Source organism: Maritimibacter alexandrii (assembly GCF_005871115.1).
GTDB lineage: Bacteria > Pseudomonadota > Alphaproteobacteria > Rhodobacterales > Rhodobacteraceae > Maritimibacter > Maritimibacter alkaliphilus.
The window spans coordinates 1,266,624-1,293,590 of sequence record NZ_SWKQ01000009.1; the positions used below are offsets into that span (position 1 = coordinate 1,266,624).

General features: G+C 65.7%; 22 protein-coding genes. 14 read left to right on the forward strand and 8 right to left on the reverse strand.

What is annotated here, in order from left to right:
- Nucleotides 1-23 precede the first annotated feature (23 nt).
- A complete protein-coding gene (leuB, locus tag FCT00_RS07020) occupies nt 24-1,127 on the reverse strand; it encodes a 3-isopropylmalate dehydrogenase (protein ID WP_138422383.1) in 1,104 nt (367 codons plus the stop codon).
- Nucleotides 1,128-1,187: 60 nt separating this feature from the next.
- Nucleotides 1,188-2,072: a LysR family transcriptional regulator gene (locus tag FCT00_RS07025; RefSeq protein WP_138422384.1), complete on the reverse strand. Its 885-nt coding sequence runs from the start codon at nt 2,070-2,072 to the stop codon at nt 1,188-1,190.
- An 89-nt stretch (nt 2,073-2,161) separates the two neighbouring features.
- Between FCT00_RS07025 and FCT00_RS07030 the strand changes: the two genes are divergently transcribed.
- Nucleotides 2,162-3,055, forward strand: coding sequence for an NAD-dependent epimerase/dehydratase family protein (locus FCT00_RS07030; protein ID WP_138422385.1), 894 nt, complete (start codon nt 2,162-2,164; stop codon nt 3,053-3,055).
- Here FCT00_RS07030 and FCT00_RS07035 read toward each other — a convergent pair.
- Nucleotides 3,052-4,065 carry an endonuclease/exonuclease/phosphatase family protein gene (locus FCT00_RS07035; protein WP_138422386.1) on the reverse strand — a complete coding sequence of 338 codons (1,014 nt, stop codon included), beginning with the start codon at nt 4,063-4,065 and terminating at the stop codon, nt 3,052-3,054. The two genes, FCT00_RS07030 and FCT00_RS07035, sit on opposite strands and share 4 nt — an antisense overlap.
- Before the next feature lie 62 nt (nt 4,066-4,127).
- A complete protein-coding gene (locus tag FCT00_RS07040; protein ID WP_008332158.1) occupies nt 4,128-4,895 on the reverse strand; it encodes a hypothetical protein in 768 nt (255 codons plus the stop codon).
- 513 nt (nt 4,896-5,408) lie between these two features.
- Between FCT00_RS07040 and FCT00_RS07045 the strand changes: the two genes are divergently transcribed.
- Nucleotides 5,409-6,626 (forward strand): MFS transporter, encoded by a 1,218-nt coding sequence (locus tag FCT00_RS07045; RefSeq protein ID WP_138422387.1) that lies wholly within the window; start codon nt 5,409-5,411, stop codon nt 6,624-6,626.
- Nucleotides 6,627-6,677: 51 nt separating this feature from the next.
- Here FCT00_RS07045 and leuD read toward each other — a convergent pair whose 3' ends face one another.
- Both leuD and leuC read right to left on the reverse strand, forming a co-directional pair.
- The gene (gene leuD / locus FCT00_RS07050; protein WP_138422388.1) at nt 6,678-7,283 is read right to left on the reverse strand and encodes a 3-isopropylmalate dehydratase small subunit; all 606 of its coding nucleotides are present in this window, start codon (nt 7,281-7,283) and stop codon (nt 6,678-6,680) included.
- Nucleotides 7,284-7,339: 56 nt separating this feature from the next.
- The gene (gene leuC / locus FCT00_RS07055; RefSeq protein WP_138422389.1) at nt 7,340-8,746 is read right to left on the reverse strand and encodes a 3-isopropylmalate dehydratase large subunit; all 1,407 of its coding nucleotides are present in this window, start codon (nt 8,744-8,746) and stop codon (nt 7,340-7,342) included.
- Nucleotides 8,747-8,975: 229 nt separating this feature from the next.
- On the opposite strand from leuC, the gene FCT00_RS07065 reads away from it, so the two are divergent.
- The 4 genes from FCT00_RS07065 to rlmH all read left to right on the forward strand — a co-directional run bounded on the left by FCT00_RS07065 (nt 8,976) and on the right by rlmH (nt 12,263).
- The gene (locus FCT00_RS07065; RefSeq protein WP_008332147.1) at nt 8,976-9,776 is read left to right on the forward strand and encodes a GNAT family N-acetyltransferase; all 801 of its coding nucleotides are present in this window, start codon (nt 8,976-8,978) and stop codon (nt 9,774-9,776) included.
- A 75-nt stretch (nt 9,777-9,851) separates the two neighbouring features.
- Nucleotides 9,852-11,288, forward strand: coding sequence for a mechanosensitive ion channel family protein (locus tag FCT00_RS07070; protein WP_138422390.1), 1,437 nt, complete (start codon nt 9,852-9,854; stop codon nt 11,286-11,288).
- Between the two features lie 136 nt (nt 11,289-11,424).
- Complete coding sequence (rsfS, locus tag FCT00_RS07075; protein WP_008332144.1) at nt 11,425-11,793, forward strand: ribosome silencing factor; 369 nt, start codon at nt 11,425-11,427, stop codon at nt 11,791-11,793.
- On the forward strand, nt 11,793-12,263 hold the full coding sequence (gene rlmH / locus FCT00_RS07080) for a 23S rRNA (pseudouridine(1915)-N(3))-methyltransferase RlmH (RefSeq protein ID WP_138422391.1): 471 nt from the start codon (nt 11,793-11,795) through the stop codon (nt 12,261-12,263). Before rsfS ends, rlmH begins: the two co-directional genes overlap by 1 nt.
- Here rlmH and FCT00_RS07085 read toward each other — a convergent pair.
- Nucleotides 12,260-13,525, reverse strand: a complete 1,266-nt coding sequence (locus tag FCT00_RS07085; protein ID WP_138422392.1) for a SulP family inorganic anion transporter — start codon at nt 13,523-13,525, stop codon at nt 12,260-12,262. The genes rlmH and FCT00_RS07085 overlap by 4 nt on opposite strands.
- A 139-nt stretch (nt 13,526-13,664) precedes the next feature.
- Here FCT00_RS07085 and FCT00_RS07090 point away from each other — a divergent pair, with 139 nt between their 5' ends.
- The 8 genes from FCT00_RS07090 (at nt 13,665) to FCT00_RS07125 (ending at nt 25,177) form a co-directional block, all read left to right on the forward strand.
- A complete protein-coding gene (locus tag FCT00_RS07090) occupies nt 13,665-15,536 on the forward strand; it encodes a cation:proton antiporter domain-containing protein (protein ID WP_138422393.1) in 1,872 nt (623 codons plus the stop codon).
- Between the two features lie 370 nt (nt 15,537-15,906).
- A complete protein-coding gene (gene gpmI / locus FCT00_RS07095) occupies nt 15,907-17,427 on the forward strand; it encodes a 2,3-bisphosphoglycerate-independent phosphoglycerate mutase (protein ID WP_138422394.1) in 1,521 nt (506 codons plus the stop codon).
- A 35-nt stretch (nt 17,428-17,462) separates the two neighbouring features.
- Entirely contained in the window at nt 17,463-18,566 is a 1,104-nt protein-coding gene (locus tag FCT00_RS07100) for a murein hydrolase activator EnvC family protein (protein ID WP_138422395.1), read from the forward strand.
- A 48-nt stretch (nt 18,567-18,614) separates the two neighbouring features.
- Nucleotides 18,615-19,952, forward strand: coding sequence for a S41 family peptidase (locus tag FCT00_RS07105; protein WP_008332126.1), 1,338 nt, complete (start codon nt 18,615-18,617; stop codon nt 19,950-19,952).
- Between the two features lie 7 nt (nt 19,953-19,959).
- Nucleotides 19,960-20,463, forward strand: coding sequence for an RNA pyrophosphohydrolase (locus tag FCT00_RS07110; protein WP_138422396.1), 504 nt, complete (start codon nt 19,960-19,962; stop codon nt 20,461-20,463).
- Nucleotides 20,464-20,480: 17 nt separating this feature from the next.
- A complete protein-coding gene (locus tag FCT00_RS07115) occupies nt 20,481-20,933 on the forward strand; it encodes a hypothetical protein (RefSeq protein ID WP_138422397.1) in 453 nt (150 codons plus the stop codon).
- A gap of 144 nt (nt 20,934-21,077) precedes the next feature.
- Nucleotides 21,078-23,960 carry an error-prone DNA polymerase gene (locus FCT00_RS07120; protein ID WP_138422398.1) on the forward strand — a complete coding sequence of 961 codons (2,883 nt, stop codon included), beginning with the start codon at nt 21,078-21,080 and terminating at the stop codon, nt 23,958-23,960.
- A gap of 125 nt (nt 23,961-24,085) precedes the next feature.
- Nucleotides 24,086-25,177, forward strand: coding sequence for a transglutaminase-like domain-containing protein (locus tag FCT00_RS07125; protein WP_138422399.1), 1,092 nt, complete (start codon nt 24,086-24,088; stop codon nt 25,175-25,177).
- Between the two features lie 3 nt (nt 25,178-25,180).
- On the opposite strand, the gene FCT00_RS07130 is transcribed toward FCT00_RS07125, so the two are convergent.
- On the reverse strand, nt 25,181-26,851 hold the full coding sequence (locus FCT00_RS07130; RefSeq protein WP_235888948.1) for a PAS domain-containing sensor histidine kinase: 1,671 nt from the start codon (nt 26,849-26,851) through the stop codon (nt 25,181-25,183).
- Nucleotides 26,852-26,967 lie beyond the last annotated feature (116 nt).

Sequence of the window (26,967 nt, forward strand, 5' to 3'; positions counted from 1 at the left end):
TTCCCCGCGGAAAAGGTCTTTCCTCAGAGGCTCGCCTCCAGCGCTTCGAGGATGGCGTCGCCCATTTCGGTCGTGGAGACCGGGGTGACGCCCTCTTCGCCCAGCAGGTCGGCGGTGCGTTTGCCTTGGGCCAGCACCGTCTCGATCGCCGCTTCCAGACGATCCGCTTCCGCGCCTTCGTCGAAGGAATAGCGCAGCGCCATGGCGAAGCTCAGGATACAGGCGATGGGGTTGGCCTTGCCCTGACCCGCGATGTCGGGGGCCGAGCCATGCACCGGCTCATAAAGCGCCTTGGGGCGGCCGTTCGCCATCGGCAGGCCGAGGCTCGCAGACGGCAGCATGCCCAGCGACCCGGTCAGCATCGCGGCCACGTCGGACAGAAGGTCGCCGAACAGGTTGTCGGTGACGATCACGTCGAACTGCTTGGGCCAGCGGGCAAGCTGCATCCCGCCCGCGTCGGCATACATATGCGACAGCTCGACCTCGGGGTAATCCTTGGCGACCTCAGTGACGACCTCACGCCACAGAATGCCGGATTCCATCACGTTGGCCTTTTCCATCGAGCAAAGCTTCTTGCCCCGCTTCATGGCCAGTTCAAAGGCCGAACGCGCGACCCGGTCGATCTCGCTCTCGGTATACCGCTGGGTGTTCACGCCCACGCGCTCGTTGTTTTCCGTGAAGATGCCACGCGGCTCACCGAAGTAGATGCCGCTGGTCAGCTCGCGCACGATCATGATGTCGAGCCCGGCGATCACGTCCTTTTTCAGCGACGAGAAATCGGCGAGCGCATCGAAGCACTGGGCCGGGCGCAGGTTCGCGAACAGGTCCATCTCCTTGCGCAGGCGCAGAAGCCCGCGCTCGGGCTTCACCGAGAAATCCAGATCGTCGTATTTCGGGCCGCCCACGGCGCCCAGCAGCACGGCATCGACCTCTTGCGCCTTGGCCATCGTCTCATCCGCCAGCGGCACGCCGTGCTTGTCATAGGCCGAGCCGCCCACAAGGTCTTCGGACACGTCGAAGGTCAGGCCGCGCTTCTCGCCGTACCAATCGATGATGCGGCGCACTTCGGCCATGACTTCCGGGCCGATCCCGTCGCCGGGGAGGATGAGGAGGGAGCCAACGCTCATATCACTGTGTCCTTGGGCTGAATACTGTTCGCGTGTGCCTAGCCCGCAGGCCGGGAAGGGTCAAGAAACCGCAGACTTCAACCCCTGGGCCAAGGCATCCCACACCCGCGCGATCCGGGGCGTCCGGCGCATCGCCTCGTGCGCGGTCAGCCAGACCGGCAGGGACGGAAGCGCCATATCGGGAAACAGCTGCTCGACCTCGGACGCATCCTGTGCCGTCGCGATCTGCGCGATCCCGATCCCGCAGCCCGCGCGGATGAGCTGCCAGTTCCCCGCCTGATCGTCGGTGCGGGTCGCGAAAAAGGTGCGGTCCACGGCCCAGCCCAGCCGCCGCATCCCGCGCAGCATCAGGTCCGAACGGTCATAGCCGACCCAATCGAGCTTGAACGCATCCTCGACCGCGTCCGGCCGTCCCACGCGGTCGAGATAGGATTTGGCGGCATAGATCCCCAGCGGCAGGTCGGTAACATGCAGCGTCACCATGTCCAGCTGGTCCGGGCGATACATGCGCAGCGCGATGTCGGCCTCGCGAAACAAAAGGTTGTCGCTGGAATCGGTTGCCACCAGTTCGATCTCGATACCGGGTTCGTCCCTGCGTAGTCGCGCAAGGATCTGCGGCAGCACGAAATGCGCCACGATGACGCTTGCCGTGATCCTGACCGTGCCCGTGGGTCTCATGTCCTGCCCGGCTGCGATCAGGGCGATCTCTCCGACCGAGTCGCGCATTCTCTTTGCCGCGGGTAACATCGCAGCACCCGTTTCGGTCAAGGACAGCCCCTTGGCGTGCCGCTGGAACAGCTCCACCCCAAGGGCCGTCTCGACCTCGCGCACCTGCCGCCCCACCGTGGGCTGGCTCGACCCCAGGGTCCGGGCCGCCGCTGAAAGCGAGCCGGTTTCGGCCACGGCAAGGAAGGCGCGGATCAGGGACCAGTCGAGGTTTTCCATTCAATCCTGAATACCAGACCTTCGATTTCTCGCAATTCCTGTTTGGCGGTGAATGGCTAGTTTGAGGTTATCAAGCATTGGAGAAAGCCATGACCAAGACCGTCCTTATCCTCGGCGCCTCCGGCAAGATCGGAACCCACGCCGCCCGCGCCTTTGCGACGAACGGCTGGACCGTCCGCCGGTTCAACCGCGCCACCGAAGACATGACACAGGCCGCGATGGGCTGCGACGTGATCGTCAACGGAATGAACCCGCCCAACTACCACAACTGGGCCGAGATCATTCCCCAGATCACCCGCGACGTGCTCGACGCCGCCCGTGCCTCGGGCGCGACCGTGATCGTGCCGGGAAACGTCTATGTCTACGGCGACACGCCCGGCGAATGGTCCGGCACGACGCCTCATCGCCCGAACTCCCGCAAAGGGGCCATCCGGGCCGAGATGGAGCGGGCTTATCGCGACAGCGGCGTCCAGACGATCATCCTGCGCGGCGGCAACTTCATCGACCCGGATGCGGGCGGGGACGTGATGTCGCTCATGGTTCTGAACGGGGTCGAGAAGGGGCGCTTCACCTATGCCGGTCCCGGTGACCTGTTGCAGCCGTGGTGCTACCTCCCCGATTGGGCGCGCGCCGCCGTCGCGCTCGCCGAACAGCGCGAAACGCTCGCGACGTTCGAGGACGTGCCGTTCCCCGGCCATGCCCTCACGCTCGATGCGCTGAAGGCCGAGGTCGAGAGGGTCACGGGCGGGCCCCTGCGCGCGACCCGGTTCCCGTGGTGGCTCATCACGGTCGCCAGCCCGGTGTGGGAGCTCGCTCGCGAGCTGAAAGAGATGCGGTATCTGTGGCAGGTGTCGCACAGCCTGTCGCCCGACCGGCTGACCCATCTGCTGCCGGAGTTCGAGCCGACGCCGCTGCGCGAGGTGATCCGCGCCGCCCTGCCGCAGGACACGACACGACCGGCGACGACGCAGGCCCTTGCCTAAGGCAGATCGACTTCGACCCAGACAAGCCGGTGGCGGCTGGCCGTTTCGACGGTCTCCGCCATCGGCTCGTCCGGTGCGGGCCAGACGACCCCGCTTGCCAGCACCCTGAGGCGCGCATCCGGCAGCACGTAATCCACCCTCAGATTGCCCGGCAGCGGATCGTCGAAATCCGCCGTATCCAGCGCCGGGTCGCCGGCATGTCCGGGGTTCGCGGCGGCAGACCCGCCCGCACTGGTCGGCATCGGATCCTGTATCAACGGGTCGCGCAGGATGCGGGCCATGGTCACATGGCGCCCGTCGCCGTCCACCGGGTCGATGTTGGAGATCCCCGTCAGAACGACCGGACCCTCGGGCGACGGGAAGGGCAGCGATCCGTTCAACAGTTTGATCCAGAACATCGCTTCGTCCGCCCCGCGCGCGCCGTTCAGATCCTCCGGCCCGTCGAACACCGGGGTCGACCCGTGCCATGCGAGCAGGTGGAGCGTCGTGCCTGCGACGTCGATGGGAACGTCCCAATGCGCGACCGAGGATAGCCTGCGAACCTTGCTCGCTTCCTCCGAGGGAAAGGGCAGTCCATCGACCCGTGGCGCAGGGTTGTCCGGTAACTCGGCCCACAGCATCTGCGAGAAGTCGCGCACCTCGCCGATGGGATAGCGTGACAGGATCGCCATGCCGCCTTGCCCGGTGAAACTGCCATACCCGAAGCTGTCGCGCGTCTCGCCCACGCGCCCGTTGCCGTCGAGGTCGACACCCGAAGGCACGCCGGTATTCGGCTGGCTTGCATAGAAGTAGGGATAGGCTGCGCCCTGATCGGCCAGCACCCGGGCAAAAGCCGTCAGCGCGTGGTTTTCCAGATCCCAGTCGAACCCGGTCAGATGAAGAATGTCGGCATCGGCATAGGCGATGACTTCGGCCACCGCTTCGACCTGCGGGTCGCCATCCAGAATGTCGTCGAGCAGAAGACCGGGACCGTCGCGGTAAAGCTCGGCGTCATACGTCGCGACAATCACGGGTTCGGCCGCGAGGAGGCTGCCGGACAGAAGGGATATTAAGGTTAATGCCCCCCCGAGCTTCACGCTGGCGCCAGCCTTTCGCCTTCGGCACGGGACGAATTGCGCGCACGCTGTTCGCTGATGAGCGTCGCGACCCGTTGCATCGCGATGCCGCGCATGAACAGCGAGGCGGGTAGGAACGCCCAAGCGGTGATCGTCCAGATCATCGTCTGATCGTTGGTGATCGCGACCGATCCGAACACGCCCGACGCGGCCTTGATGACAGCCGGGGTCAGGAACGGAAGCAGGAACCCGAGCGCCACGTTGAACCGCGCGTCACGCTCCAGCCGCTCGACCACGTCGCCACCGGCGGTCGGGTCGAACATCGGCAGGTTCACCCAGACGTTGAACCCGCCCTTGCGCTTGGGCCAGCCGGTGATCCGAAGCGTGATGATGAACACGGCCAGCGAGATGAGCGAGATGAGATAGGCCATGCCAGCCGCCATGCGCAGGCTGATGATCTCGGCCGCCGTCGCGTTGTCGGGCAGCATCAGGACGATGAGCCGAACGGGCGAATAGGGGATGTCGATCGCATTGCCGATCAGGTTGCCCACGGCACCGACGAAGGCGGTGAAGGTCGACGGATCGGTCGAGTGCCGCGCAACGGCGGACAGCAGGAAAACGGTGAAGAACAGCGACACGAACCTGATCCGGTTGAACGGCGGCGCTTCGCGGAATTCCACGAGGCCGGGGTATGTCGATGCGTATTCGAAGGTTGTGAGGGCGAACGCGAAGATCGCGGCAAGCGCGACGATCTGGACCGTTTCGGAATGAATGCCCGGAATCATGAGTGACGGGGTCAAAATCAGGATGACCGTCAAACATGCGCGTACGAGCGCGCCGATTACACGCGAAGTCACTGCTCTTTACCCTCGCTCTGGCCGGGCGCGATACGATGCCGCTTCCCTGTTTCCAAACCGAAGCCGCCAATTGTGGCGGCCTGCCTCTTATTTGTCACAATCTTGCCCACATTCGTGTCCCGCTGCAAGTAACGGTCTGAATTGACGAAAGATTCAGGGCGGTATTGTGGGGGGAGTGGTGCGATTTTGCACCTATGCTGTGGCCGGAATGGGGCGCGGTCGGTATGTCTACCGCGTGTGGTGCGGAGAACGAAATCGCCCACAAGATGTAGAACCTGCATCGTTCAGGCCAAGGAAAATAGCTGTTTCGATACCGGAAACCGTGGCGCGTGGCATCGCGGGCACCTGTCACCGCCTATCGGATAACTCCCCCGGTATCAGTGCGTTGGCGCGCAGAACGTCGACTTTCCTCTGCCCCGAATGCGGAATATTGCGGAAGGTATGTTGTCGTTTCTCACCGCCAATGCCCGTTGGCTGTCCACAGGCTTCCTGCTGACCTTCGCGTCGTCCTTCGGGCAGACGTGGTTCATTTCGCTCTTCGCGGGCGAGGTGCGGGCGGCGCACGGGCTGTCGAACGGGGGCTGGGGCGGGCTCTACACCATCGCGACGCTCGCCTCGGCCGCGCTCCTGTTCAGTCGCGGGGCGCTGGTGGACACGATGCGCCTGTCGCGGCTGGCGCTTCTGGTGAGCCTGCTTTTCGCGCTGGCGGCGGGGATCATGGCGTTTTCGGTGAATGTCTGGATGCTCGGGCTGGGCGTCTTTCTGCTCCGGTTCTGCGGGCAGGGGATGTTTCCCCATATGTCGATCACCTCGATGGGACGCTGGTTCCACGCCACGCGGGGCCGCGCCGTCGCCATCGCCTCGATGGGGCATCCGCTGGGCGAGGCGGTGCTGCCGTTGATCTTCGTCGCGCTCATCGGCGGGATCGGCTGGCGCATGGCATGGGGCGTGGCGGCGGGTGCGATTCTGATCGTCGTCATTCCCCTGCTCATGGTGCTTCTGGCGCAGGATCGCCAGCCGTCGGGCGAGGCGCAGTCGCCCGAAGCCAGCGCGGGGCTGAACGGTGCCCACTGGACCCGCGGGATGCTGGTGCGGCATTGGCTGTTCTGGGCGATCCTGCCCCTGATCCTGACGCCGCCCTTCATCGGAACGGTCCTGTTCTTTCAGCAGGTGAACATTGCCGAGGTGAAGGGCTGGACCCTGGCGCAAATGGCCCCCGGCTACGTGTTCTGGGCCAGCGTCTCGGTCGTGTCGGCGCTGGTCGCGGGCTGGGCCTGCGATCGGTTCGGACCCGAACGCCTGCTTCCGCTCGTCGTGGTGCCGATGGGCGCAGCCCTGCTGTTGCTCGGCCCCGCCGAAGGCTATCAGGTCTGGTTCGCGGTTCTGGCGATCGGCGGCGTGTCGATGGGCGCGGCGAATGCGTTTCTCGGGGCGTTCCTTCCACGGGTGTATGGCACGCGGCATCTGGGGGCCGTACGCTCGCTCCAGACCGTCATCATGGTCGTGTCGACCGCCATCGGGCCGGGCATCACCGGCGTGTTGATCGACGCGGGCGTGGCGTTCCCGGTGCAGGGGGTCGCGCTGGGCCTCTGGTGCCTCGGCCTGTCCGCCGTGATGGTTCCGGTGTCGATGCGTCTGACGCGCGAGCTGCGCCCATAGGAAAACGGCGGGACCGAAGCCCCGCCGTTTCTTGACTCATAAGGCCTGCGATCAGACCCAGGGACGTTCCTGCGCGGCCTTGGCTTCGAACGCGTCGATGGCAGGCTTCTTTTCCATCGTCAGGCCGATGTCGTCGAGACCGTTCAGCAGGCAATGCTTGCGGAACGGGTCGACCTCGAACGGGAAAACCTCGCCGTCCGACGTGGTCACGGTCTGCGCCTCGAGGTCGACGATCATGCGGGCGTTGGAGCCCTTCTCGGCGTCCTTCATCAGCACCTCGACCTGCTCTTCCGGCAGCACGATGGGCAGGATGCCGTTCTTGAAGCAGTTGTTGAAGAAGATGTCGGCGAAAGAGGTCGAGATGATCGACTTGATGCCGAAATCCGCAATCGCCCAAGGCGCGTGTTCGCGCGACGAGCCACACCCGAAGTTGTCGCCCGCGACGAGGATCTGGGCCTCGCGGTACTGCGGCTGGTTCAGCACGAAATCAGGGATCTCGTTGCCTTCGCGGTCATAGCGCATCTCGTCGAAGAGGTTCACGCCAAGCCCGGTGCGCTTGATCGTCTTCAGGAACCCCTTGGGGATGATCATGTCCGTGTCGATGTTGACCAGCGGCATGGGGGCTGCGATGCCCGTGAGTTTTTCGAATTTTTCCATTCTACTTTTCCTTATGCTCGCTCACCCGGCCCGCGCGGGCCGGACAAGCTGGCTGGTCAGTTGAGCGTGCGCACGTCGGTCAGGTGACCGGTGACGGCGGCGGCGGCGGCCATGCCGGGGGACATGAGGTGTGTGCGGCCCTTGTAGCCCTGACGCCCTTCGAAGTTCCGGTTCGAGGTCGACGCGCAACGCTCGCCCGGCGCCAGTTGGTCCGGGTTCATCGCAAGGCACATCGAACAACCGGCGAGGCGCCATTCGAAACCGGCGGCTTCGAAGATCTCGGCAAGACCCTCTTCCTCCGCCTGAGCGCGCACAAGGCCGGAGCCGGGGACGATCATGGCGCGGACACCTTCCGCGACCTTCTTGCCTTGCACGACCTTCGCGACTTCGCGCAGATCCTCGATCCGGCCGTTGGTGCAGGAGCCGATGAAGACCGCGTCGATCTTGATCTGGTCCAGCGGCGTTCCGGCTTCGAGACCCATGTATTCGAGCGACCGCTTGGCCGCTTCGACCTTGCCGCCCTTGAAGCTGTCGGGCGACGGGACGACGGCCGAGATCGGCAGCACGTCTTCGGGCGAGGTGCCCCAGGTGACGACCGGCTCGATCTCTTCCCCCTTGAGGGTGATGACCTTGTCCCAATGGGCGTCGTCGTCGGAGTAGAGCGTTTTCCACCAGTTCATGGCGGCTTCCCACTGGGCGCCCTTGGGCGCGTGGGCGCGACCCTTGACGTAGTCGAAGGTCTTTTCGTCCGGGGCGATCAGACCGGCCCGCGCGCCGCCTTCGATCGCCATGTTGCAGACGGTCATGCGGCCTTCCATCGACAGATCGCGGATCGCTTCGCCGCAGTATTCGATGACATAGCCGGTGCCGCCTGCGGTGCCGGTTTCACCGATCACGGCGAGGGTGATGTCCTTGGCGGTCACGCCCGGCTTCAGCTTGCCGGTGATCTCGACCTTCATGTTCTTGGACTTCTTCTGGATCAGCGTCTGGGTGGCCAGAACATGCTCGACCTCGGAGGTGCCGATGCCGTGGGCCAGCGCCCCGAAGGCGCCGTGGGTCGCGGTGTGGCTGTCGCCGCACACGACCGTCATGCCCGGCAGGGTCCAGCCCTGTTCGGGGCCGACGATGTGGACGATGCCCTGACGCACGTCGGAAACCGGGTAGTAGTGCAGGCCGAAGTCCTTGGCGTTCTTGTCGAGCGCCTCGACCTGAATCCGGCTTTCCTCGTTCTCGATCACGCCGTTCACGCGGTCGAGCGTGGTCGGCACGTTGTGGTCCGGCACGGCGATGGTCTTGTCCGGCGCATGCACGGTGCGGCCCGCCATGCGCAGCCCTTCAAAGGCTTGCGGGCTGGTCACTTCGTGGACGAGGTGACGGTCGATGTAGAGCAGGCAGGTGCCGTCGTCGGCTTCGTCAGCGACGTGGGCATCCCAGATTTTGTCGTAGAGTGTTTTCCCGGCCATGGGGTTTTCTCCTAGGGGAAATGTTCGAATTCTGGACGTGCGGAAAGGTGCGCCGCGATCAAAGTCGGGCGAGGATCGTCAGCGTCGCGCCATAGAACCGCCAAGGCAGGCGGGCGCGGTCGTCCATGTCGAAAATCCGTGTCATGCGGGAGCATCTATACGCTGGCCGTGAGTCTCGCAAGCGTCGGATGCCATGCTATGCTGGTCCGAGGGGCTTGGGAGACGTCGGATGAAACCAGAGGACGACCCCTTCTACGGGGACGATATGATGCGCGCCTTGCAGGCGGCCCGCGATGGCGAGGTCGCGGGGTTTCGCAATCGGCCCGGCGCGGTCGTGCATGGCCGGGTCACGAGTTCGGACGACCCGGACGCCTTCGGGTGGGACGATTTGCGCGCAGCGATGCGTCGCGAGGGGATCGTCCAGATCCGGGGCGCGACCCCCGAGGTGATCCTGAAGGCCGAGCACGAACTGGCCGGGTTCGCGCCCAAACAGCACTTCTGGGACGTGTTCCTTGCGGATGCCGACAGGGTGCGCGCGGCGTGCGGGCAGATCGTGGCAGGCGGTCTGCCGGACGGGATCACGCGGCACCCGGACGAGGAAATCGACGCCACGGTCCTGCACGAGATGCAGGGCTTCCTGACCGAGCACGGGATCGCGCCCTTCTCGAAGCCGGCGCTCTCGGGCGCTTTGATCCCGGCGCGGCCGGTCATTCTGCGTTCGGCGGACGGCGCCATCGCCGCGACCGGTTATGCCGCGCTGGTTCATAACGAACACTCGTGGCTCGCCGGCATGGCGTTCGTCGGATTGATCGCGGTCGATCCGGCGGCCCGCGGTCTGGGTCTGGGCAAGATGGCCGATGCCATCGCAAACCTGATCGCGGTGGATGAACTGGGCGCGGCGGGCGCGGTCGAGTTCGTGGCGGCGGACAACGCGGCATCCCGCGCGGTGCTCAGGGCCTGCGGGCTGGAACAGGTGCCGGATCGGATGGTGGTCAACTTTTCGGCCTCGGACATCCGCATCACGCGCTGACACGGTTGCGGGAGGGTGGGTTTAGAACTGGACGCTGGCCGGTTCATTTGCCAACCTCCTGAAAAAGGGAGTAAAATGGCCACGCGCAGCCCGAATACGATTTGGGACCGGACGATCGCACCCACCCAGGTGCAGGCGACGCCGAATGCGACCACGGAGTCCGGGACGGTCGGCGCCGCAACCCCGCAAGCCGCCCCCGTTCCGGCGCCCGAAGACGTGGCGCTCGACCTGTTCGACCAGCTTACGGTTTTCGTGCAGGGCCTGATGCGCCCCTGGAATGCCTATCAGGTCGCGATCGCCGTGGGGCTCGCACTGGCGGCGTGGCTGATCGCGAAATGGCTCGCCCCGAAATATCACGGCTGGCTGCGCGGGCGGGAAAACTGGCCCAAGTGGCGGATGCGGTTCGGCGTGATGCTGCATCGCCGGATGAAACTGATCGTCTTCGTGGCGCTGATCTGGCCGACGGTCTGGATCATGCGCGAGGCGACGTGGCCCTCACGCTCCTACCTGCTGTCGATCATCGCGGAACTGGCGCTGGCGTGGCTGGTCATCGCGATCCTCGCCCGGTTCATCGCCAACGCCTTCGTGCGTGGCGTTGTGCGGACGGCGGGCTGGGTTTGGGTCACGGTCAACATCCTGAATCTACAGGATGAAACCATTTCCATCCTCGATGGGTTCGCGATCAACACCGGCAACATGCGCCTGTCGATCTGGATGGTCATTCAGGCCATCGCGATCCTCGGTGCTCTGGTCTTCGCCGCGCGGTTCCTGACCCAAAGCTCTGCGGCCCGGATCAGGAAGAACGAAGACATCAGCCCTTCGATGCAGGTGCTGATCGTCAAGATCCTGCAACTGGTGCTGTTCGGCGCGGCGATCTTCATCGGGCTGCGTGCCGTGGGCGTGGACCTGACCGGCCTTGCCGTCCTGTCGGGGGCCATCGGTGTTGGTCTTGGCTTCGGCCTGCAAAAGGTGGTCTCGAACCTCGTGTCCGGGGTCATCATCCTTCTGGACAAGTCGATCAAGCCCGGCGACGTCATCAGCCTTGGCGATACCTTCGGCTGGATCGAACAGCTTGGTGCGCGCTACGTCAGCGTCGTGACCCGCGACGGCAAGGAGTATCTGATCCCGAACGAGGATCTCATCACCGGGCAGGTGGTGAACTGGTCGCACACCAACGCCTTTGTGCGGCTCGACATCTATTTCGGCACGGCTTACGGCGACGACCCGCATCTGGTGCGCAAGGTGGCGATCAAGGCGGCGGCGAGCGTCGACCGGGTGCTGAGTTTCCGGCCCCCGGTCTGCCATATCGTCGGCTTCGGCGACTCCTCCGTGGATTACATCCTGCGCTTCTGGATCGACGACCCGACCGGGGGCCTGACCAACATCCGCGGCAATGTCTATCTTGCGCTCTGGGACGCGTTTCAGGAGAACGGCATCTCGATCCCGTTCCCGCAACGGGAGGTGCGCCATCTCAACGATCCGCGAAAAGTGGCCGAGCCGGAGCAACGCTAGAATTGAAATACCGGACCAGCATGTTACTTTTAACCTGTCCCGGCGTCGGGGAAACGATCGGCGCGCAACGAAGGAGGACTATGTCCTGTCTCATCATCCAGACGCGGCCGCACTGTCGGCCGCAGGATCGGGCGGAATGAAAAAGCCGCCCATGAACCCGTCGAGCGACAATATCCTCGACACCGTTCTTTCCTCACTCGAAGACGACAAGGCCGAGGATATCGTGACCATCGACCTGCGGAAGAAATCCGCGATGGCCGATGCCATGGTGATCTGTTCGGGCCGGTCCTCGCGCCAGGTCGCGGCGATTTCCGAAAAGCTGTGCGATCGTCTGAAGGAAAGCATGGGGATCATCTGCAAGGTCGAGGGCAAGGATCAGGGCGACTGGGTTCTGATCGACACCGGCGACGTGATCGTTCACGTGTTCCGGCCCGAGGTGCGCGAGTTCTATCAACTCGAGAAAATGTGGATGACACCTGAGGCTCCGGCGTCGGCCAAGGCCTGATGCGGGTTCACATCGTCGCGGTGGGGCGGCTTCGTGCCGGCCCCGAGCGCGACCTAATCGACGACTACACCACCCGGTTCGACCGCACCGGGCGCAGCTTGGGTCTCGGTCCTCTCACGATCCACGAAGTCGAAGACAAGAAGGGTGGCGGCATGAGCGCCGAGGCCGCCCTGTTGGCGCGTGCCGTGCCGGAGGGCGCGGTGATCGTCGCGATGGACGAGCGAGGCAAGGTGCAGACCTCGCCCCAATTCGCCGAGCAACTTGCGGGCTGGCGCGATCAGGGGCGGGGTGACGTGGCCTTCGTCATCGGCGGCGCGGACGGGATCGACCCGGCCCTGCGCGGTCAGGCGGAAGCGTCGTTGTCGTTCGGCAAGATGGTCTGGCCGCACATGCTGGCCCGCGCCATGCTGACCGAGCAGCTTTACCGCGCAGCCTCGATCCTGACCGGAAGCCCCTATCACCGGGTCTAGCGGTCGCGCGGAGTCCAGTCGCGCGGCGCACGCCCCGCCGCGACCCGAGACAGCGCAAAGCCAAGCGCGACCCCGACCCCGATCGCGACCGTGAGATCGACGAGAACGGTCAGCGCCATGGTCAGGAAGATCAGAACCCGGTCCCGCACCGGCGCGGACAGGTATCCGCGCCACTTATCCGGTTCGGCCATGTTCCACGCGGTGATGACCAGCAGGGCCGCCATGGCGGGCAACGCCATTCGACCGGCCAGCGGTGCGGCGAACAGCATCAGCGCCAGAACCGTGACGGCGTGCCACAGCCCGGCGACCGGCGTGCGCCCCCCGGCCTTCACATTCGTCGCCGTCCGCGCGATGGCCCCTGTCACCGGCAGTCCGCCCATCAGGGCCGATCCGATGTTGGCGACACCCTGCGCGGCCAGCTCGGCCCGGGGGCGGTGATGCCCGCCGATCATCCGGTCGGCCACAACGGCGGACAAAAGCGATTCGACCCCCGCGAGGAACGCGATCACCAGCGCGGATGGAAACACCTCGCGCACCAGAGCCCAAGTGATGTCGGGCATCGCAGGCGTGGGCAGGTGGTCGGGCAACGCGCCGAACCGGGCCGCAATGGTCTCCACCTCGACCCCCGGCAGGGCGGCGAGGGCCGATCCGGCCGCGACGGCGAGGATCAGGCCCGGCACCTTCGGCGGGAGCCAGCGGCGCAACGCGACGATCAGCGCGCCGGTGACCACGCCGATCCCCAGCGCGTCGATCTGAAGCGTATCGCGCGCCGCCCAGAGCGCCGCGATCTTGCCGGTGAACTCCGCCGGCTTGTCCGCCACGGCAAGGCCGAACAGATCGGCGATCTGGCTGGTGGCGATGATGACGGCGATGCCGAGGGTGAAGCCGTTGATGACCGCTTCGGGCACATGGGCCACGAGGCTCCCGGCCCGCAGCACGCCGGCCACGACGAGGATCAACCCGGCCAGCAGCGTCGCCACGATCAGACCGTCGATCCCATGCGCGGCGATGACACCGTAGACGACGACGATGAACGCGCCCGTCGGTCCGCCGATCTGCACGCGGCTGCCACCCAGAAGCGATACCAGAGCGCCGCCGACGATGGCCGTGACCAGCCCCTGTTCCGGCGTCGCGCCCGACGCGATGGCGATGGCAAGGCTGAGGGGAACCGCCACCAGCCCGACCGTGACCCCGGCGATCAGATCGCCGAAGAACTGGTCGCGCGAATAGCTCGCGAGCGTCGTCAGGATTTTCGGCTTCACGAGGAAACACCGGCGTCAGGGCAATATCCTGTCGGTGTCTGCCCGGATCGCCGCCCTGTCAACGGGCGTTGCGTCGCACGGAGCAGCTTTACATGCGCCCGCATTTCGCCAAGCTGGACCGGCGCACAGGGGACTGCTCATGACCGATTTTCTGCTACTTGCCTTCGTTTTTCTGATCGCGGGGGTGGTGGCGGTGCCCATCGCCTCGCGCCTTGGGCTTGGATCGGTGCTCGGCTACCTGATCGCCGGGATCGTCATCAGCCCGGTTCTGGCGTGGCTTCATGTCGACGTGATCCAGATCCAGCACTTCGCCGAATTCGGCGTCGTGATGATGCTGTTCCTCGTCGGGCTGGAGTTGGAGCCGCGGCGGCTGTGGGAGATGCGCGCGCGCCTTCTGGGGCTTGGCGGCGGGCAGGTCGGGTTAACGGCGCTCCTGGTCATGGGCGTGGCGCTGGTTTTGGGTCAGCCGTGGTCGGTGAGCCTTGCGGTCGGACTGGTGTTGGCGCTGTCCTCGACCGCGATCGTGCTTCAGACGCTGGGCGAGAAGGGGCTGATGCGCTCGGACGGCGGGCAGTCGTCGTTCTCGGTCCTGCTATTTCAGGACATCGCGGTCATCCCCATGCTGGCGCTGATCCCGCTGCTCGCAATGCCGGAGCTGGTCGAAGGTCTGAGCCATGCGGCCGAGGACGGCGACCACGGCGGGGGTATGAGCCTTGTCGACGGTCTGCCGGGTTGGGGCGTGGCGCTGGTGACGGTGGGGGCCATCGCGGTGGTGGTCGGGGCGGGCATCTACCTCGTCGGTCCGATCTTCCGGTTCATCGCCGGGGCGAACCTGAGGGAGCTTTTCGTGGCGACGGCGCTGATGTTCGTCATCGGCATCGCGCTCCTCATGTCCCTCGTCGGGCTGTCGCCCGCGCTCGGCACATTCCTCGCAGGTGTCGTGCTGGCCAACAGCGAATACCGGCATGAGTTGGAAAGTGACATCGACCCGTTCCGGGGGCTTCTGCTGGGACTGTTCTTCATGACGGTGGGGGCGGGGATCAACTTCGCCCTGCTGTTCGACGATTTCGCGCTGATCCTCGCCCTGACGCTGGGGCTGATCGTGGCGAAGATGGCCGTGCTTTACGTGTTGTCTTACGTGTTCAAGGTGGGCGGGGCGGATCGCTGGCTGTTCTCACTGGGTCTCGCCCAAGCCGGGGAATTCGGCTTCGTCCTCCTGTCCTTCACGGTCACGAATGCGGTGATCCCCGGCGATCTGGCGGATCGGCTGCTGCTGGTCGTGGCGCTGTCGATGCTGCTGACCCCTGCGCTTTTCATCCTATACGACCGGGTGGTCGCGCCGCGGTTCTCCGAAGCCGAAGAGCGCGAGATGGATGCGATCGACGAGGCGAGCGACATCATCATCGCAGGCCACGGGCGCGTGGGCGGGATCGTCGCGCGGATGCTGCGCGGGGCCGGGCTCACGCCCACCGTCATCGACTTCAGCGCGCGGCAACTGGAGATGCTCAAGAAATTCGACGTGCAGGCGTATTACGGCGATGCGACGCGGCCCGATCTGTTGCATGCGGCGGGAATCGAGCACGCGAAGCTGTTGGTGATCGCCATCGACGACAAGCACCAGATCACCGAACTGGTGACCTATGTGAAGAAGCACTACCCCGATGTGCATGTGATCGCACGCGCGGTGGACCGGCCCCATGTCTACGATCTGTGGTGGGCCGGGTGCCGCGACATCATCCGCGAGACCTATGACAGTTCGTTGCGGATGAGCCGCTCGGCGGTGGAGGCGCTGGGCTATTCGCGCGATCAGGCGGACCGGGTGACCGAGATGTTCGCCGAGATGGACCGCAGCGCCATGCTGATCGCGGCGGAGCACTACGATCCGGCGATCTCGATCCTCGACAACGAGGCCTATATCGAAGGGCTGCGGGCGGCGCGTGGCGATATCGAAGCGGAATTCCTGCGGGATGCGCAGGCCATTCTGGCGGAAGGACGGAAAGCGCGGGCCTGAGGGGGGCGCTGCCCCCGTCGCGCTGAAGCGCGACTCCCCCGAGGTATTTTTGGACCAGAGAAGCAGGGGGGGGGGGGCGGGGTCCACCCCCTACGCTGGACGCAGGGGGCTTCTCCGGTCTCGGTCATCGGCTCCTCAGCCTGTACCGTGACTTCGGTATAGCGCGTTAACCTTAATGAAAGGTGAACGTGTCCCTTCTCTGGTCCACAAGTACCTCGGGAGGGTCTGGGTTGGTCATGTTCGCCTGCAAACATGACTTTGGCTGGCCCTCCCAGCCAGTCGGATGGGCGCAAGCCCATTCGAAACCCCTCCCGCATTGCCCTCGCGGCGGTGACCTCCTAGAACTACGTCAGGCAAGAGCGAGGCAGACATGACCACCCCGAAACCCGTCGTTTTGTGCATCCTCGATGGCTGGGGCCTCAGGGTCGAAAGCTCCGGCAACGCGGTGGCGCTGGCCGAGACGCCCGCGTTCGACGAGCTGATGATGATCTGCCCGAACGCGACGCTCATCACCCATGGCAACGACGTGGGCCTGCCGTCGGGCCAGATGGGGAATTCCGAGGTCGGGCATACGAACATCGGTGCGGGCCGGGTCGTGGCGATGGACCTTGGGCAGATCGACCTTGCCATCGAGGATCGGTCGTTCTTTCAGAACGCCGCGCTCATGCGGTTCATCGACGACATGAAGGCGTCGGGCGGGACCGCGCATCTCATGGGGCTGACCTCGCCCGGTGGGGTGCATTCGCATCAGGATCACATCGTGGCGGCGGCGCAGGCGCTGGTGCAGGCGGGGGTTCCGGTCTGCGTGCATGTCATCACCGACGGGCGCGACGTGGCGCCGCGCTCGGCCCGCGAGCAGGTGGCCAAGTTCGTCGCGGACCTGCCGGATGGCGTGACCATCGGCAGCGTCACCGGGCGCTATTACGCAATGGACCGCGACAACCGGTGGGAGCGGGTGAGCCGCGCCTATGACGCGATGGTCAAGGGCATGGGCGGCACGGCGGCAAGCGCGGATGCGGCGATTGCGGCGTCCTACGAGGCCGACGTTTCGGACGAGTTCATCGAACCTGTCGTGATCGACGGGCACACCGGCATCCATGACGGCGACGGCGTCTTCTTCGTCAACTTCCGGGCCGACCGGGCGCGCGAGATTCTGCGGGCCATCGGTGAGCCGGGGTTCGCGGAGTTCGATGTCGGGCAGCGGCCCAAGCTCGCCGCGCTTCTGGGGATGGTCGAGTATTCCAAGGGTCACAACGACTATATGACCACGGTGTTTCCGAGCGAGGACATCGTGAACACGCTGGGGGCCTGGGTCGCCAAGCAGGGCAAGCGGCAGTTCCGGCTGGCCGAGACCGAGAAATACCCCCATGTCACCTTCTTCCTCAATGGCGGCAAAGAAGACCCGGAGGAGGGCGAGGATCGCTATATGGCGCAGTCGCCCAAGGTGGCGACGTACGACATGCAGCCCGAGATGAGCGCGCCCGAGGTGGGGCGGGAACTCGTGCGTGCGATCCGCGAGAAATACGACCTGATCGTCGTGAACTTCGCCAACCCCGACATGGTCGGGCATACCGGCGATCTGGACGCGGCCATCGCCGCCGTGGAAGCCGTGGACAAACAGGTTCTAGAAGCCATGATCGCGCTCAAGGAAGAGGGCGGGACGATGATCGTGACCGCCGATCACGGCAATTGCGAGATGATGATCGACCCGGCCACGGGCGGGCCGCATACGGCGCATACCACGAACCCCGTGCCGGTCGCGCTGTTCAACGGGCCTGTGGGGGCAAAGATCAAGTCGGGGCGGCTTGCCGACCTCGCGCCCAGCCTGCTTGACCTCATGGGGCTCGAACAGCCCGCCGAGATGACCGGCGAAAGCCTGATCGTCCGGTGAGACGGGCGGCGATCCTTTTCGCCGCGTGTCTGGCGATGACGGCCCCGGCGACGGCGCAGACCGACCCCACGGAAAGCGCGCGTCAGGCCATGCTTCTGTTGCAGGAAGCCGCCAAGGCTTTGGACGGTGCCGACGGCGCGGGCGACCGTGTGGCGGCGCTGACGCAGACCGTGCAGGCCTATGAGGCAGGGCTCGCCGCGCTGCGCGAAGGGCTGAGACAGGCGCGGGTGCGTGAGGCGGCGATCGACGGCGTGTTCCGGGCCGAGAGCGAACGGCTCGCACAGCTTCTGGGCGTGCTTCAGGCCATCGAAGCGTCGCCCGAGCCGCATCTGCTCCTGCATCCCGAGGGGCCGGTGGGCACCGCGCGGACCGGGATGATCCTGTCCGACGTGACCCCGGCGCTGAATGCCGAAGCGGGGCGGCTGCGCGCCGCCTTGCAGGAGGTCGCGGTCTTGCGGGCCTTGCAGGAATCGGCGGTGGTGACGCTGGAACAGGGTCTGACCGGGGTGCAGCAGGCGCGCACGGAACTGAGTCAGGCGATGTCGAACCGCACCGACCTGCCCAAGCGGATCACGACCGACCCCGAGGCGATGGAGAACCTGATCGCCACCGCCGACACGCTGGAAAGTTTCGCGTCGGGCCTGATGTCGGCCACCGTCGAGGATACGAGCGTTTCCATCGCCAACCCGGATTTCACCGAAGCGCAGGGCACGCTGGAGTTGCCGGTGCTTGGCCGGATCATCCGCCGGATGGACGAGGCGGACGCGGCAGGCGTGCGCCGTCCGGGCTGGGTGATCGCGACCCGTCCTCTCACCCTCGTCACGCTTCCGTGGCCTGCCACGATCCGGTATCTCGGCCCGCTTCTGGACTATGGTCAGGTGGCCATCGTGGAGCCGGGAGAGGATTATCTGTTGGTGTTCGCAGGGCTCGGCCAGCTGTTCGGCGAGGTGGGCGAGGTGCTGCCGAAGGGGGCGCCCATAGGGCTCATGGGCGGGGCTGCGCCCACGGACCCTCAAGCGTTTTTGATTTCCAACGACACCGCAGGAGGCGCAGAAGCGAACCAGACATTGTATCTGGAGCTTCGCAAAGACGGCGAGCCTGTGGACCCGGCGGACTGGTTTGCGGTATCCGGGGAGTGAGCGGCGCGATTGCGCGACCGAAACGAGACGAAAGTGAGCAGACGAGACATGAAGAAATTTCTGATGGCCGCAGTCGGCGGCACGCTCGCAGGGGCAGTTCTGACCACGCAGGTGGCGGGTCCGCTTCTCGCGCAAGAGGGGAACCGGTCGACGACCGTGTACCAGCAGCTCGATCTGTTCGGTGACGTGTTCGAGCGTATCCGCGCCCAGTATGTCGAGGATGTCGAGGAAAGCGAACTGATCGAAGCCGCGATCAACGGGATGCTTCAGTCGCTCGACCCGCACAGCTCCTACCTGCCGCCCGACGATGCCGATGCCATGCGCGTGCAGACGCGCGGCTCGTTCGGCGGTCTGGGGATCGAGGTCACGCAGGAAGAGGGCTTCGTCAAGGTCGTCTCGCCGATGGACGACACGCCCGCCGATCAGGCCGGGGTGCTGGCCGGTGACTTCATCACCCATGTGGACGGCGAAAGCCTGCTTGGCCTGACGCTGGACGAAGCGGTCGATCTGATGCGCGGGCCGATCGGGTCCGAGATCATCATCACGGTCGTGCGTGAGGGCGAGGACGAGCCGTTCGATATCTCGATCATCCGCGACACCATCAAGCTGACGGCCGCCACCGTGCGCCAGCAGGGCGAGGCGGTCGTGATCCGCATCACCACGTTCAACGACCAGACCTATCCGAACGTCACCGAAGGGTTCGCCGAAGTCGTCGAGGAAATGGGCGGCATGGACAATGTCGAAGGCGTCGTGCTCGACCTGCGCAACAACCCCGGCGGTCTGCTCAAGCAGGCGATCGCGGTGTCGGATGCCTTCCTCGAAGGCGGTGAGATCGTGTCGACCCGTGGCCGTGACCCGGAAGAATCCGACCGTGTGAACGCCACGCCCGGCGACATCACCGAAGGCAAGCCTCTGGTCGTGCTTATCAACGGCGGCTCGGCCTCGGCGTCCGAGATCGTGGCCGGTGCGCTTCAGGATCATCACCGCGGCGTCGTCGTCGGCACCAAGTCGTTCGGCAAGGGGTCGGTCCAGACGGTCATGCCGCTCCGTGGCGATGGCGCGATGCGTCTGACCACGGCGCGCTATTACACCCCGTCGGGTCGCTCGATTCAGGCGCTGGGCGTGAGCCCGGACATCGTGGTCGAACAGCCAATCCCGAGCCCGAGCGCCGAAGAGGACGAGGAGGAGACCAACGGTCGTCCGCCCCGCACCGAGGCCGATCTGCGCGGGTCGCTGAACAACGACAGCCTGACCGAGGACGAAATCCGCCAGATCGAGGAAGAGCGGGCCGAGGCGGAAGCCGCCGCGGCGCTGCGCGACGAGGACTTCCAACTGTCCTACGCCGTGGACCTGCTGCACGGTCTGTCGACCTTCGGGCGCGAGTGATCCGTCCGTGACACCGGATGAGATCGCGGCGCTGCCGTATCGGCCCTGCGTGGGCGTGGTGCTGGCGAATGCCGAGGGCAAGGTGTTCGCCGGGCAGCGCATCGATGCCAAGGATCTGGGCACCGACGCGACCGCTTGGCAGATGCCGCAGGGCGGCGTGGACAAGGGCGAGACGCCGCGCGATGCGGCGCTTCGCGAGCTTTGGGAAGAGACCGGGGTGAGCGCCGACCTCGTCGACATCGAGGCCGAGCATCCCGACTGGCTGACCTATGATCTGCCACCGGAGCTTGTCGCGAGCGGCAAGGTCTGGAAGGGCAAGTTCAAGGGGCAGGAACAGCGGTGGTTCCTGATGCGTTTCAAGGGCACTGACGACCAGGTCGACATCGCGACCGAGCACCCGGAGTTCAGCACATGGACATGGATCGACCCCGACGAGATGATCGCGCGCATCGTGCCGTTCAAGCGCGACATCTACCGCGCGGTTCTGGACGAATTTCGCGCGCGGCTCTGAGCCTCGCGCTGGCCGCGATGGTCCTGCCGGGGCCGGCGGCGGCGCTGTCGTGCATGCGCTATGACCCGGTGACGGCGTTCCAAGAGGCGGACGAGTCCGCCAAACGCTACATGGTGGTGCGGGGCGCGCTGAGTTTCGATGCCGAGGGCCTGCCCGAAAGCTACGACGAGGACGCGCCGGAGGAATGGCTGACGAACGGGCGCGTGGTCGGCAAATCCTTGGGGGCAGACGGGTTTCTGAACGAGTTTGCCGAAGACATCGTGGTGGTCGTGGGCTGCATCGGCCCGTGGTGCGGGATACCGCAAGCCTCGGACGATGCGCTGATGTTTCTCAGGGTCGAAGCGGATGGGGCGGCGATCTACCTCGACGTCAATCCCTGTATGCCGCATCACTTTGCCGAGGCGAGTGAGGCGGATTTCGAGGCGATGGAGGCCTGTATGGCCGGGGATTGCCCGCCGGTGGCCCAGTAGTTTCGCCGCGGGCAAGCCCGCGACGACCGAGGCGGGGGCTCTGCCCCCGCACCCCCGAGGTATTTTCAGACCAGAGAAGAGGGACGCGGGCGCGCCTTAGATCGGACTCCAAATGAGAACAAAACGTGAATATACTTGCGACTCATGTTCGTGGAGCTTTGCATAACGTCGAATTTCACGTTTCTCACGGGCGGGAGCCATGCCGAGGAATACGTGGATCGGGCGGCGCTGACCGGGATGCGGGCGCTGGCGGTGGCCGATGTGAATTCGGTCGCCGGGATCGTGCGCGCGCATACGTTCAGCCGGGAGATCGCGAAGATGGCCGAGGCACGGGCGCGGCTGGAGGCCGAGCAGGGCATCATAGGTCCGCCGAAGCCCGCGCATCTGCCCGAGCCTTATCGCCTGCCCATCGACAATGCGCCCCGTCTGCTGCCCGCCGCGCGGATCGTGACCGAGGAAGGGCTGGCGATCACCGCCTTGCCACGGGACCGGGCGGCGTGGGGGCGGCTGTCGCGGTTGATTTCCACCGGGCGGCTCAGGGCCGAGAAGGGATCGTGTCTGCTCAGGCTCGGCGATCTGGGTGGGGCGCTCGACGGGATGGAACTGCTGTTGCATCCGCCGGGGGCCGGGCTGCGCAAGAGGGTCGGGCCTTTGCTCAAGCGATACCGGGACGACATGCATCTGGTGCTCGCGCCGCGCTATGACGGGCGGGATCCGGCGCGCTTCACGCATCTCGCGGCGCTGGCAGAGGAACTGGGGCTGCCGACCGTGGCCAGTGCCGAGCCGATCATGCACCACGGGCGGCGGCGCAAGCTGGTCGACGTGTTGAGCGCGGTACGCGAAGGCGTGCGGGTCGAGGCGCTGGGGCATCTGGCGCAACCCAATGCCGAGCGGCGTCTGCGCTCGGAAAGTGAGATGCTGCGGCTTTTCGCCGGGCACGAGGATGCGGTGCATCGGTCGGGTGAGATTGCGGATCGGCTGGGGTTTCAGCTGGACGAGTTGCGCTATGAGTATCCGTCCGAGATCGCGGATGGCGAGACGCCCTCGGCGCGGCTGTCGCGGCTCGCGCGGCGGGGGCTGCGCGAACGGTATCCGGCGGGGGCGCCGGAGCGGGTGTCGAAGATGCTGGAGCATGAACTCGCGCTGATCGCCAAGCTGAACTACGAGCCCTATTTCCTGACCGTGAACGACATCGTCGCTTTCGCCCGCTCGCGCGGCATCCTGTGTCAGGGGCGGGGGTCGGCGGCGAATTCGGTCGTGTGTTATGCACTGGGGGTCACCAGCGTCAGCCCCGAGATCGGGACGATGGTGTTCGAGCGTTTCGTGTCCGAGGCGCGGGACGAACCGCCGGACATCGACGTGGATTTCGAGCATGAGCGGCGCGAGGAGGTGATCCAGCACATCTATCAACGCTACGGGCGGCACCGGGCCGGGCTGTGCGCCACGGTCATCCACTATCGCGGCAAGCGGGCGATCCGTGAGGTGGGCCGGGCGATGGGGCTGACCGAGGACACCATCGCCTCCATGTCGTCTCAGGTCTGGGGCTGGGGCGGCACGGGGATGCGGTCGGCGCGGCTGCGGGAGATCGGGCTGGACCCGGAGGATCCCAAGCTCGATCAGGTGCTCGATCTGGTGGACGAGATACAGGGGTTTCCCCGGCATCTGAGCCAGCATGTCGGCGGGTTCATCATCACCGAAGGGCGGCTGGATGAACTGGTCCCGATCGAGAACGCGACGATGGAGGATCGCACGGTCATCTGCTGGGACAAGGACGACATCGACGCGCTGGGTATCCTCAAGGTCGACGTTCTGGCGCTGGGGATGCTGACCTGTATCCGCAAGGCGTTCGGGCTGATGGAGAGCCATCTGGGGGTCGACCATACGCTCGCCTCGCTGCCGCCCGAAGACCCGGTCGTCTATGACATGCTCTGCCGGGCCGACAGTCTGGGGGTGTTTCAGGTGGAAAGCCGTGCGCAGATGAATTTCCTGCCGCGCATGAAGCCGCGCACGTTCTACGACCTCGTCATTCAGGTGGCGATCATCCGGCCGGGGCCGATACAGGGCGACATGGTGCACCCCTTCATCCGGCGGCGAAACGGCGAGGAGGCGGTGGAGTTTCCGTCCGACGCGCTGGGGGCGGTTCTGGGCAAGACGTTGGGCGTGCCGCTGTTTCAGGAACAGGCGATGCAGATTGCCATCACCGGGGCCGGGTTCACGCCGGAGGAGGCGGATCAGCTGCGCCGCTCGCTCGCCACCTTCAAGAAGCATGGGAGCGTGAGTGATTTTCGCACCCGGTTCATTCGGGGGATGCGGGCGAACGGGTACGATCTGGACTTTGCCGAGCGGTGTTTCAGCCAGATCGAGGGGTTCGGCTCCTACGGTTTCCCCGAAAGCCACGCGGCGAGTTTCGCGCTGCTGGTCTATGCGAGCGCGTGGATCAAGTGTCACCATCCCGGCATCTTCTGCTGTGCGCTGCTCAACGCGCAGCCGATGGGGTTCTATGCGCCCGCGCAGATCGTGCGGGATGCGCGCGAACATGGGGTCGAGGTGCGGCCCGTCTGCATCAACGCAAGCTATTGGGACAATGTGATGGAGCCGGATGGCAAGGGCGGGCTCGCCGTGCGGCTGGGGTTCCGGCAGTTGCGCGGGATGGCCGAGGAGGAGGCCGCTTGGATCACGGCGGCGCGCGGCAACGGCTATGCGGTGGTCGAGGACGTGTGGCGCCGGTCCGGCGTGTCGCCCCGGCTGCTGGCCCGGCTGGCCGAGGCGGATGCTTTCGCCGACCTCGGGCTGTCCCGGCGCGAGGCGTTGTGGGAGGCGCGGGCGATCACGGGCGAAAAGCCCCTGCCGCTGTTCGCGGGCGATCTGGACGGCGAGGGGATCGTGGAGCCTGCCGCCTATTTCCCCGAGATGAGCGAGGGCGAACAGGTGGTCGAGGATTTCGTGTCGATGCGGCTGACCTTGCGCTCGCACCCCATCGCGCTGATCCGCCACATGCTGACGCCGGAGCGGGGGGCGCCGGTCTAGGGCGTCGTGGTCGTGGCCGGTGCAAAGCCGGGTTGCGCATCCGAGGACGGATTGAAACCGGACCGCGTGCACGCGATAAGCCAAGCAAGCGGCCCAAGGCCGATGCGTGAACAGGAGACGAGACGATGATCGACAGGCGCAGCCTCATGAAACTTGGCGCGGCGGCCCCTTTCGCGGCGATGCTGCCGAAGGCGGGGCTGGCCGCGTTCCAGCCGCAGCCGTCGGGCTGGCGCCTGTTCGAACTGACCACCCGGGTCGATCTGCCAGCGGGCGGCAAGCCCGCACAGGCCTGGGTGCCGGTGCCGTCGGTCCACGAAGACGGCTGGATGAAGCCGCAGGCGGTGGAGTGGACGACGAACGCGGACAGGGCCGAGATCGTGACGGATGGGCCGAGCGGGGCACAGTATCTGCACGCCGAATGGTCGGGGGTCGAGACGGCGACGCTGAACATCGTCGCACGGGTCGAAACGCAGGACCGGGCCAAGGATCTGAGCGCGCCGACAAGCGATGCCAGCCTGAGCGCGGAGGAGCGCGCGCTTTACACGGCGGCGACCGAGCTTTTGCCGACCGACGGGATCGTCAAGGAAACCGCCGACATGATTACCCGGTATGCCGACACCGATCTGCGCAAGGCGCGGGCAATCTACGAGTGGATCGTCGAGAACACCGCGCGCAACCCGGACACGCCGGGCTGCGGGCTGGGCGATATCGCCTCGATGCTGGAAGTGGGCGATCTGACGGGCAAATGCGCCGACCTGAATGCGCTTTACGTGGGGCTGGCGCGGGCCGCCGGGCTTCCGGCGCGCGATGTGTATGGCCTGCGCGTGGCGCCCTCTGCCTTCGGCTACAAGAGCCTTGGCGCCGGGTCCGAGGATGTCACCAAGGCGCAGCATTGCCGGGCCGAGGTGTTCGTCGATGGATACGGCTGGATTCCGGCCGATCCTGCCGACGTGCGCAAGGTGATGTTGCAGGAGGGCGAGGGGAACCTGCCGCTCGATCATCCGCTGGTGGAAGAAGCGCGGGCCGGGCTGTTCGGAAGCTGGGAAGGCAACTGGATCGGCTACAACTTCGCCCATGACGTCGTTCTGCCGGGGGCGGAGAACGCAACCGTGCCGTTCCTGATGTACCCGCAGGCCGAGATCGACGGAAAGCCGCGCGACGAACTGGACCCGGCCACCTTCGCCTATGCGATCACGGCGGTCGAACTTACCCGTTGATCCCTAATCCTGCGGCTCAAGCACCGGGGTCGGTGCGGCGCTCCACGGGATTTCGATGACGAAATGGAGGCCGTCGGGGCGCAGGTCACGCTCATACGAGCCTTCGAGCTGCCGTTCGATCATCAGGTTCAGAAGCCGTGAGCCGAACCCGCCTTCGACCTTGTCGGTGGTCTGGACCGGGGTGCGGCACCGTTCCGACCAGTCGATGCGCAGAGTGTTGCGGTCGGTCACGTCCCAACGCACGCGCAGACGACCGCCGGTGTCGTTGAGCGCACCGTATTTGGCCGCGTTGGTGACAAGCTCGTGCAGGACGAGGCCGAGCGCCTGACATTGGGTGGCCGACAGGACCACATCGGGGCCGGTGAGTTCGGCGGTTCCGTCCGTGCCGGACACATAAGGCGCGAGTTCCTGATCGAGCAGGGTTCTAAGCGCCACCGGCTCCCACTTCAAATCCGCCAGCAGGGAGTGGCTTTTCGACAGCGCGCCGATCCGGGACACCAGCTTGTCGCGCATCGTCTTGGGGTCTTCGGGCCGCGCGAGCCGGATGATGGCCTGCGCGACCGACAGAAGGTTCCGGGCGCGGTGGTTGATCTCGTTCGTCATAACGCGTTCACGTTCGGCCGCACGGGCGCGGGCGACGAGGTGCATGGTGCGTTCGAGAACGGCTTCGACCACCTCGACCTCGAGATCGGTCCAGTGGCGCGGGGTCATGGAGTGGACGAAGATGACCGCCGTCGTCTCGCCATCCTCGGCCCATGGCACGGCGAGGGCCGCAGCACATCCGATGGAATCGAGGATCTGCTTCTCGACGGCCAGCCGGTCGGCATCGGTTCCGTCCAGCCGGATCACGTGGCCGTCCAGAAGGCTCGCCCACATCTTGTGGTCGAGCGTCGCGGCGCCGGGGCGCGGTGTCACGGGATTGATTCCGGTCGCGCACCATTGTTCGGTGATGTCGAGTTGGGTCGCGGGCCCGGCGGCGGCGCGTTCCCGCAGGCCGACCCGGTCGGCGTCGAGGTGCTGGCCCAGCATGGCGAGCGCCTTGGGCCGGATCGCGGTCGGATCAGCGACATTGCGAAACACGTCGCTCAGTTCCAGCACGAAGGCGGTGTTCTTTTGTTGCAGAAGCTGCGTCGTCGTCTCGCTGCCCGAGTTGAAGATCCCGCCGATCGACCCGTCATCCATGCGGATCGGGGTGAAGCTGTAGGTCCAGTATGTCTCCTCTTCGACCCCGAAGCGGCGCATGGGCAGCATCTGGTTCTCGACGAACAGCCCTTCGCCGGTCGAGATCACCTCGGTGAACTGCGGCTCGATGACGTGCCAGATGTCGGACCAGACCTCGGCCGCGGGTTCGCCCAGGCAATCCGGGTGCCGCGGGCCGGGGATCGTCGACCAGCTGTCGTTGTAGAGCAGGCGCAGTTCCGACCCCCAGTAGATGCAGGTCGGAAAGGTGGAGTTCAGCGCGATACCCAACGCGGACCGCAGCGCGGTCGGCCAGTCTTCGGGCGGCCCGAGCGGATGGTTCGTCCAGTCGAAATCGCGCATCCGGCCCGCCATTTCGCCCGAACCGGACAGAAACGATGCCTTGTTGAAAACGGGGGGCTGGCGTCTGAGCAACCGGGGTTCCACTTCCACGTTGCAGGGCCGACTCGCCATCGGGCCCTGCGGAGGGTTCATGTCCCACGTTAGGTGGAACGCCCCGTATCACGCAAATTCTTTCGGTGGCTGCATGTTTTGCCGGGCCGAATAGCGCATGTTCGGAACAATGGAATTCAAGCATGGTTGGTCTGGTA

What these genes read in the sequence shown, in the direction of transcription:
- FCT00_RS07045 (WP_138422387.1), top strand. Translation starts at nt 5,409, where the DNA reads ATGTTGTCGTTTCTCACCGCCAATGCCCGTTGGCTGTCCACAGGCTTC.
- FCT00_RS07030 (WP_138422385.1), top strand. Translation starts at nt 2,162, where the DNA reads ATGACCAAGACCGTCCTTATCCTCGGCGCCTCCGGCAAGATCGGAACC.
- FCT00_RS07120 (WP_138422398.1), top strand. Translation starts at nt 21,078, where the DNA reads ATGTTCGTGGAGCTTTGCATAACGTCGAATTTCACGTTTCTCACGGGC.
- FCT00_RS07065 (WP_008332147.1), top strand. Translation starts at nt 8,976, where the DNA reads ATGAAACCAGAGGACGACCCCTTCTACGGGGACGATATGATGCGCGCC.
- FCT00_RS07090 (WP_138422393.1), top strand. Translation starts at nt 13,665, where the DNA reads ATGACCGATTTTCTGCTACTTGCCTTCGTTTTTCTGATCGCGGGGGTG.
- leuD (WP_138422388.1), bottom strand. Translation starts at nt 7,283, where the DNA reads ATGGAAAAATTCGAAAAACTCACGGGCATCGCAGCCCCCATGCCGCTG.
- FCT00_RS07070 (WP_138422390.1), top strand. Translation starts at nt 9,852, where the DNA reads ATGGCCACGCGCAGCCCGAATACGATTTGGGACCGGACGATCGCACCC.
- FCT00_RS07125 (WP_138422399.1), top strand. Translation starts at nt 24,086, where the DNA reads ATGATCGACAGGCGCAGCCTCATGAAACTTGGCGCGGCGGCCCCTTTC.
- FCT00_RS07105 (WP_008332126.1), top strand. Translation starts at nt 18,615, where the DNA reads ATGAAGAAATTTCTGATGGCCGCAGTCGGCGGCACGCTCGCAGGGGCA.
- FCT00_RS07100 (WP_138422395.1), top strand. Translation starts at nt 17,463, where the DNA reads ATGACGGCCCCGGCGACGGCGCAGACCGACCCCACGGAAAGCGCGCGT.
- FCT00_RS07130 (WP_235888948.1), bottom strand. Translation starts at nt 26,851, where the DNA reads ATGAACCCTCCGCAGGGCCCGATGGCGAGTCGGCCCTGCAACGTGGAA.
- leuB (WP_138422383.1), bottom strand. Translation starts at nt 1,127, where the DNA reads ATGAGCGTTGGCTCCCTCCTCATCCTCCCCGGCGACGGGATCGGCCCG.
- FCT00_RS07040 (WP_008332158.1), bottom strand. Translation starts at nt 4,895, where the DNA reads ATGATTCCGGGCATTCATTCCGAAACGGTCCAGATCGTCGCGCTTGCC.
- rlmH (WP_138422391.1), top strand. Translation starts at nt 11,793, where the DNA reads ATGCGGGTTCACATCGTCGCGGTGGGGCGGCTTCGTGCCGGCCCCGAG.
- rsfS (WP_008332144.1), top strand. Translation starts at nt 11,425, where the DNA reads ATGAAAAAGCCGCCCATGAACCCGTCGAGCGACAATATCCTCGACACC.
- FCT00_RS07025 (WP_138422384.1), bottom strand. Translation starts at nt 2,072, where the DNA reads ATGGAAAACCTCGACTGGTCCCTGATCCGCGCCTTCCTTGCCGTGGCC.
- FCT00_RS07115 (WP_138422397.1), top strand. Translation starts at nt 20,481, where the DNA reads ATGGTCCTGCCGGGGCCGGCGGCGGCGCTGTCGTGCATGCGCTATGAC.
- leuC (WP_138422389.1), bottom strand. Translation starts at nt 8,746, where the DNA reads ATGGCCGGGAAAACACTCTACGACAAAATCTGGGATGCCCACGTCGCT.
- gpmI (WP_138422394.1), top strand. Translation starts at nt 15,907, where the DNA reads ATGACCACCCCGAAACCCGTCGTTTTGTGCATCCTCGATGGCTGGGGC.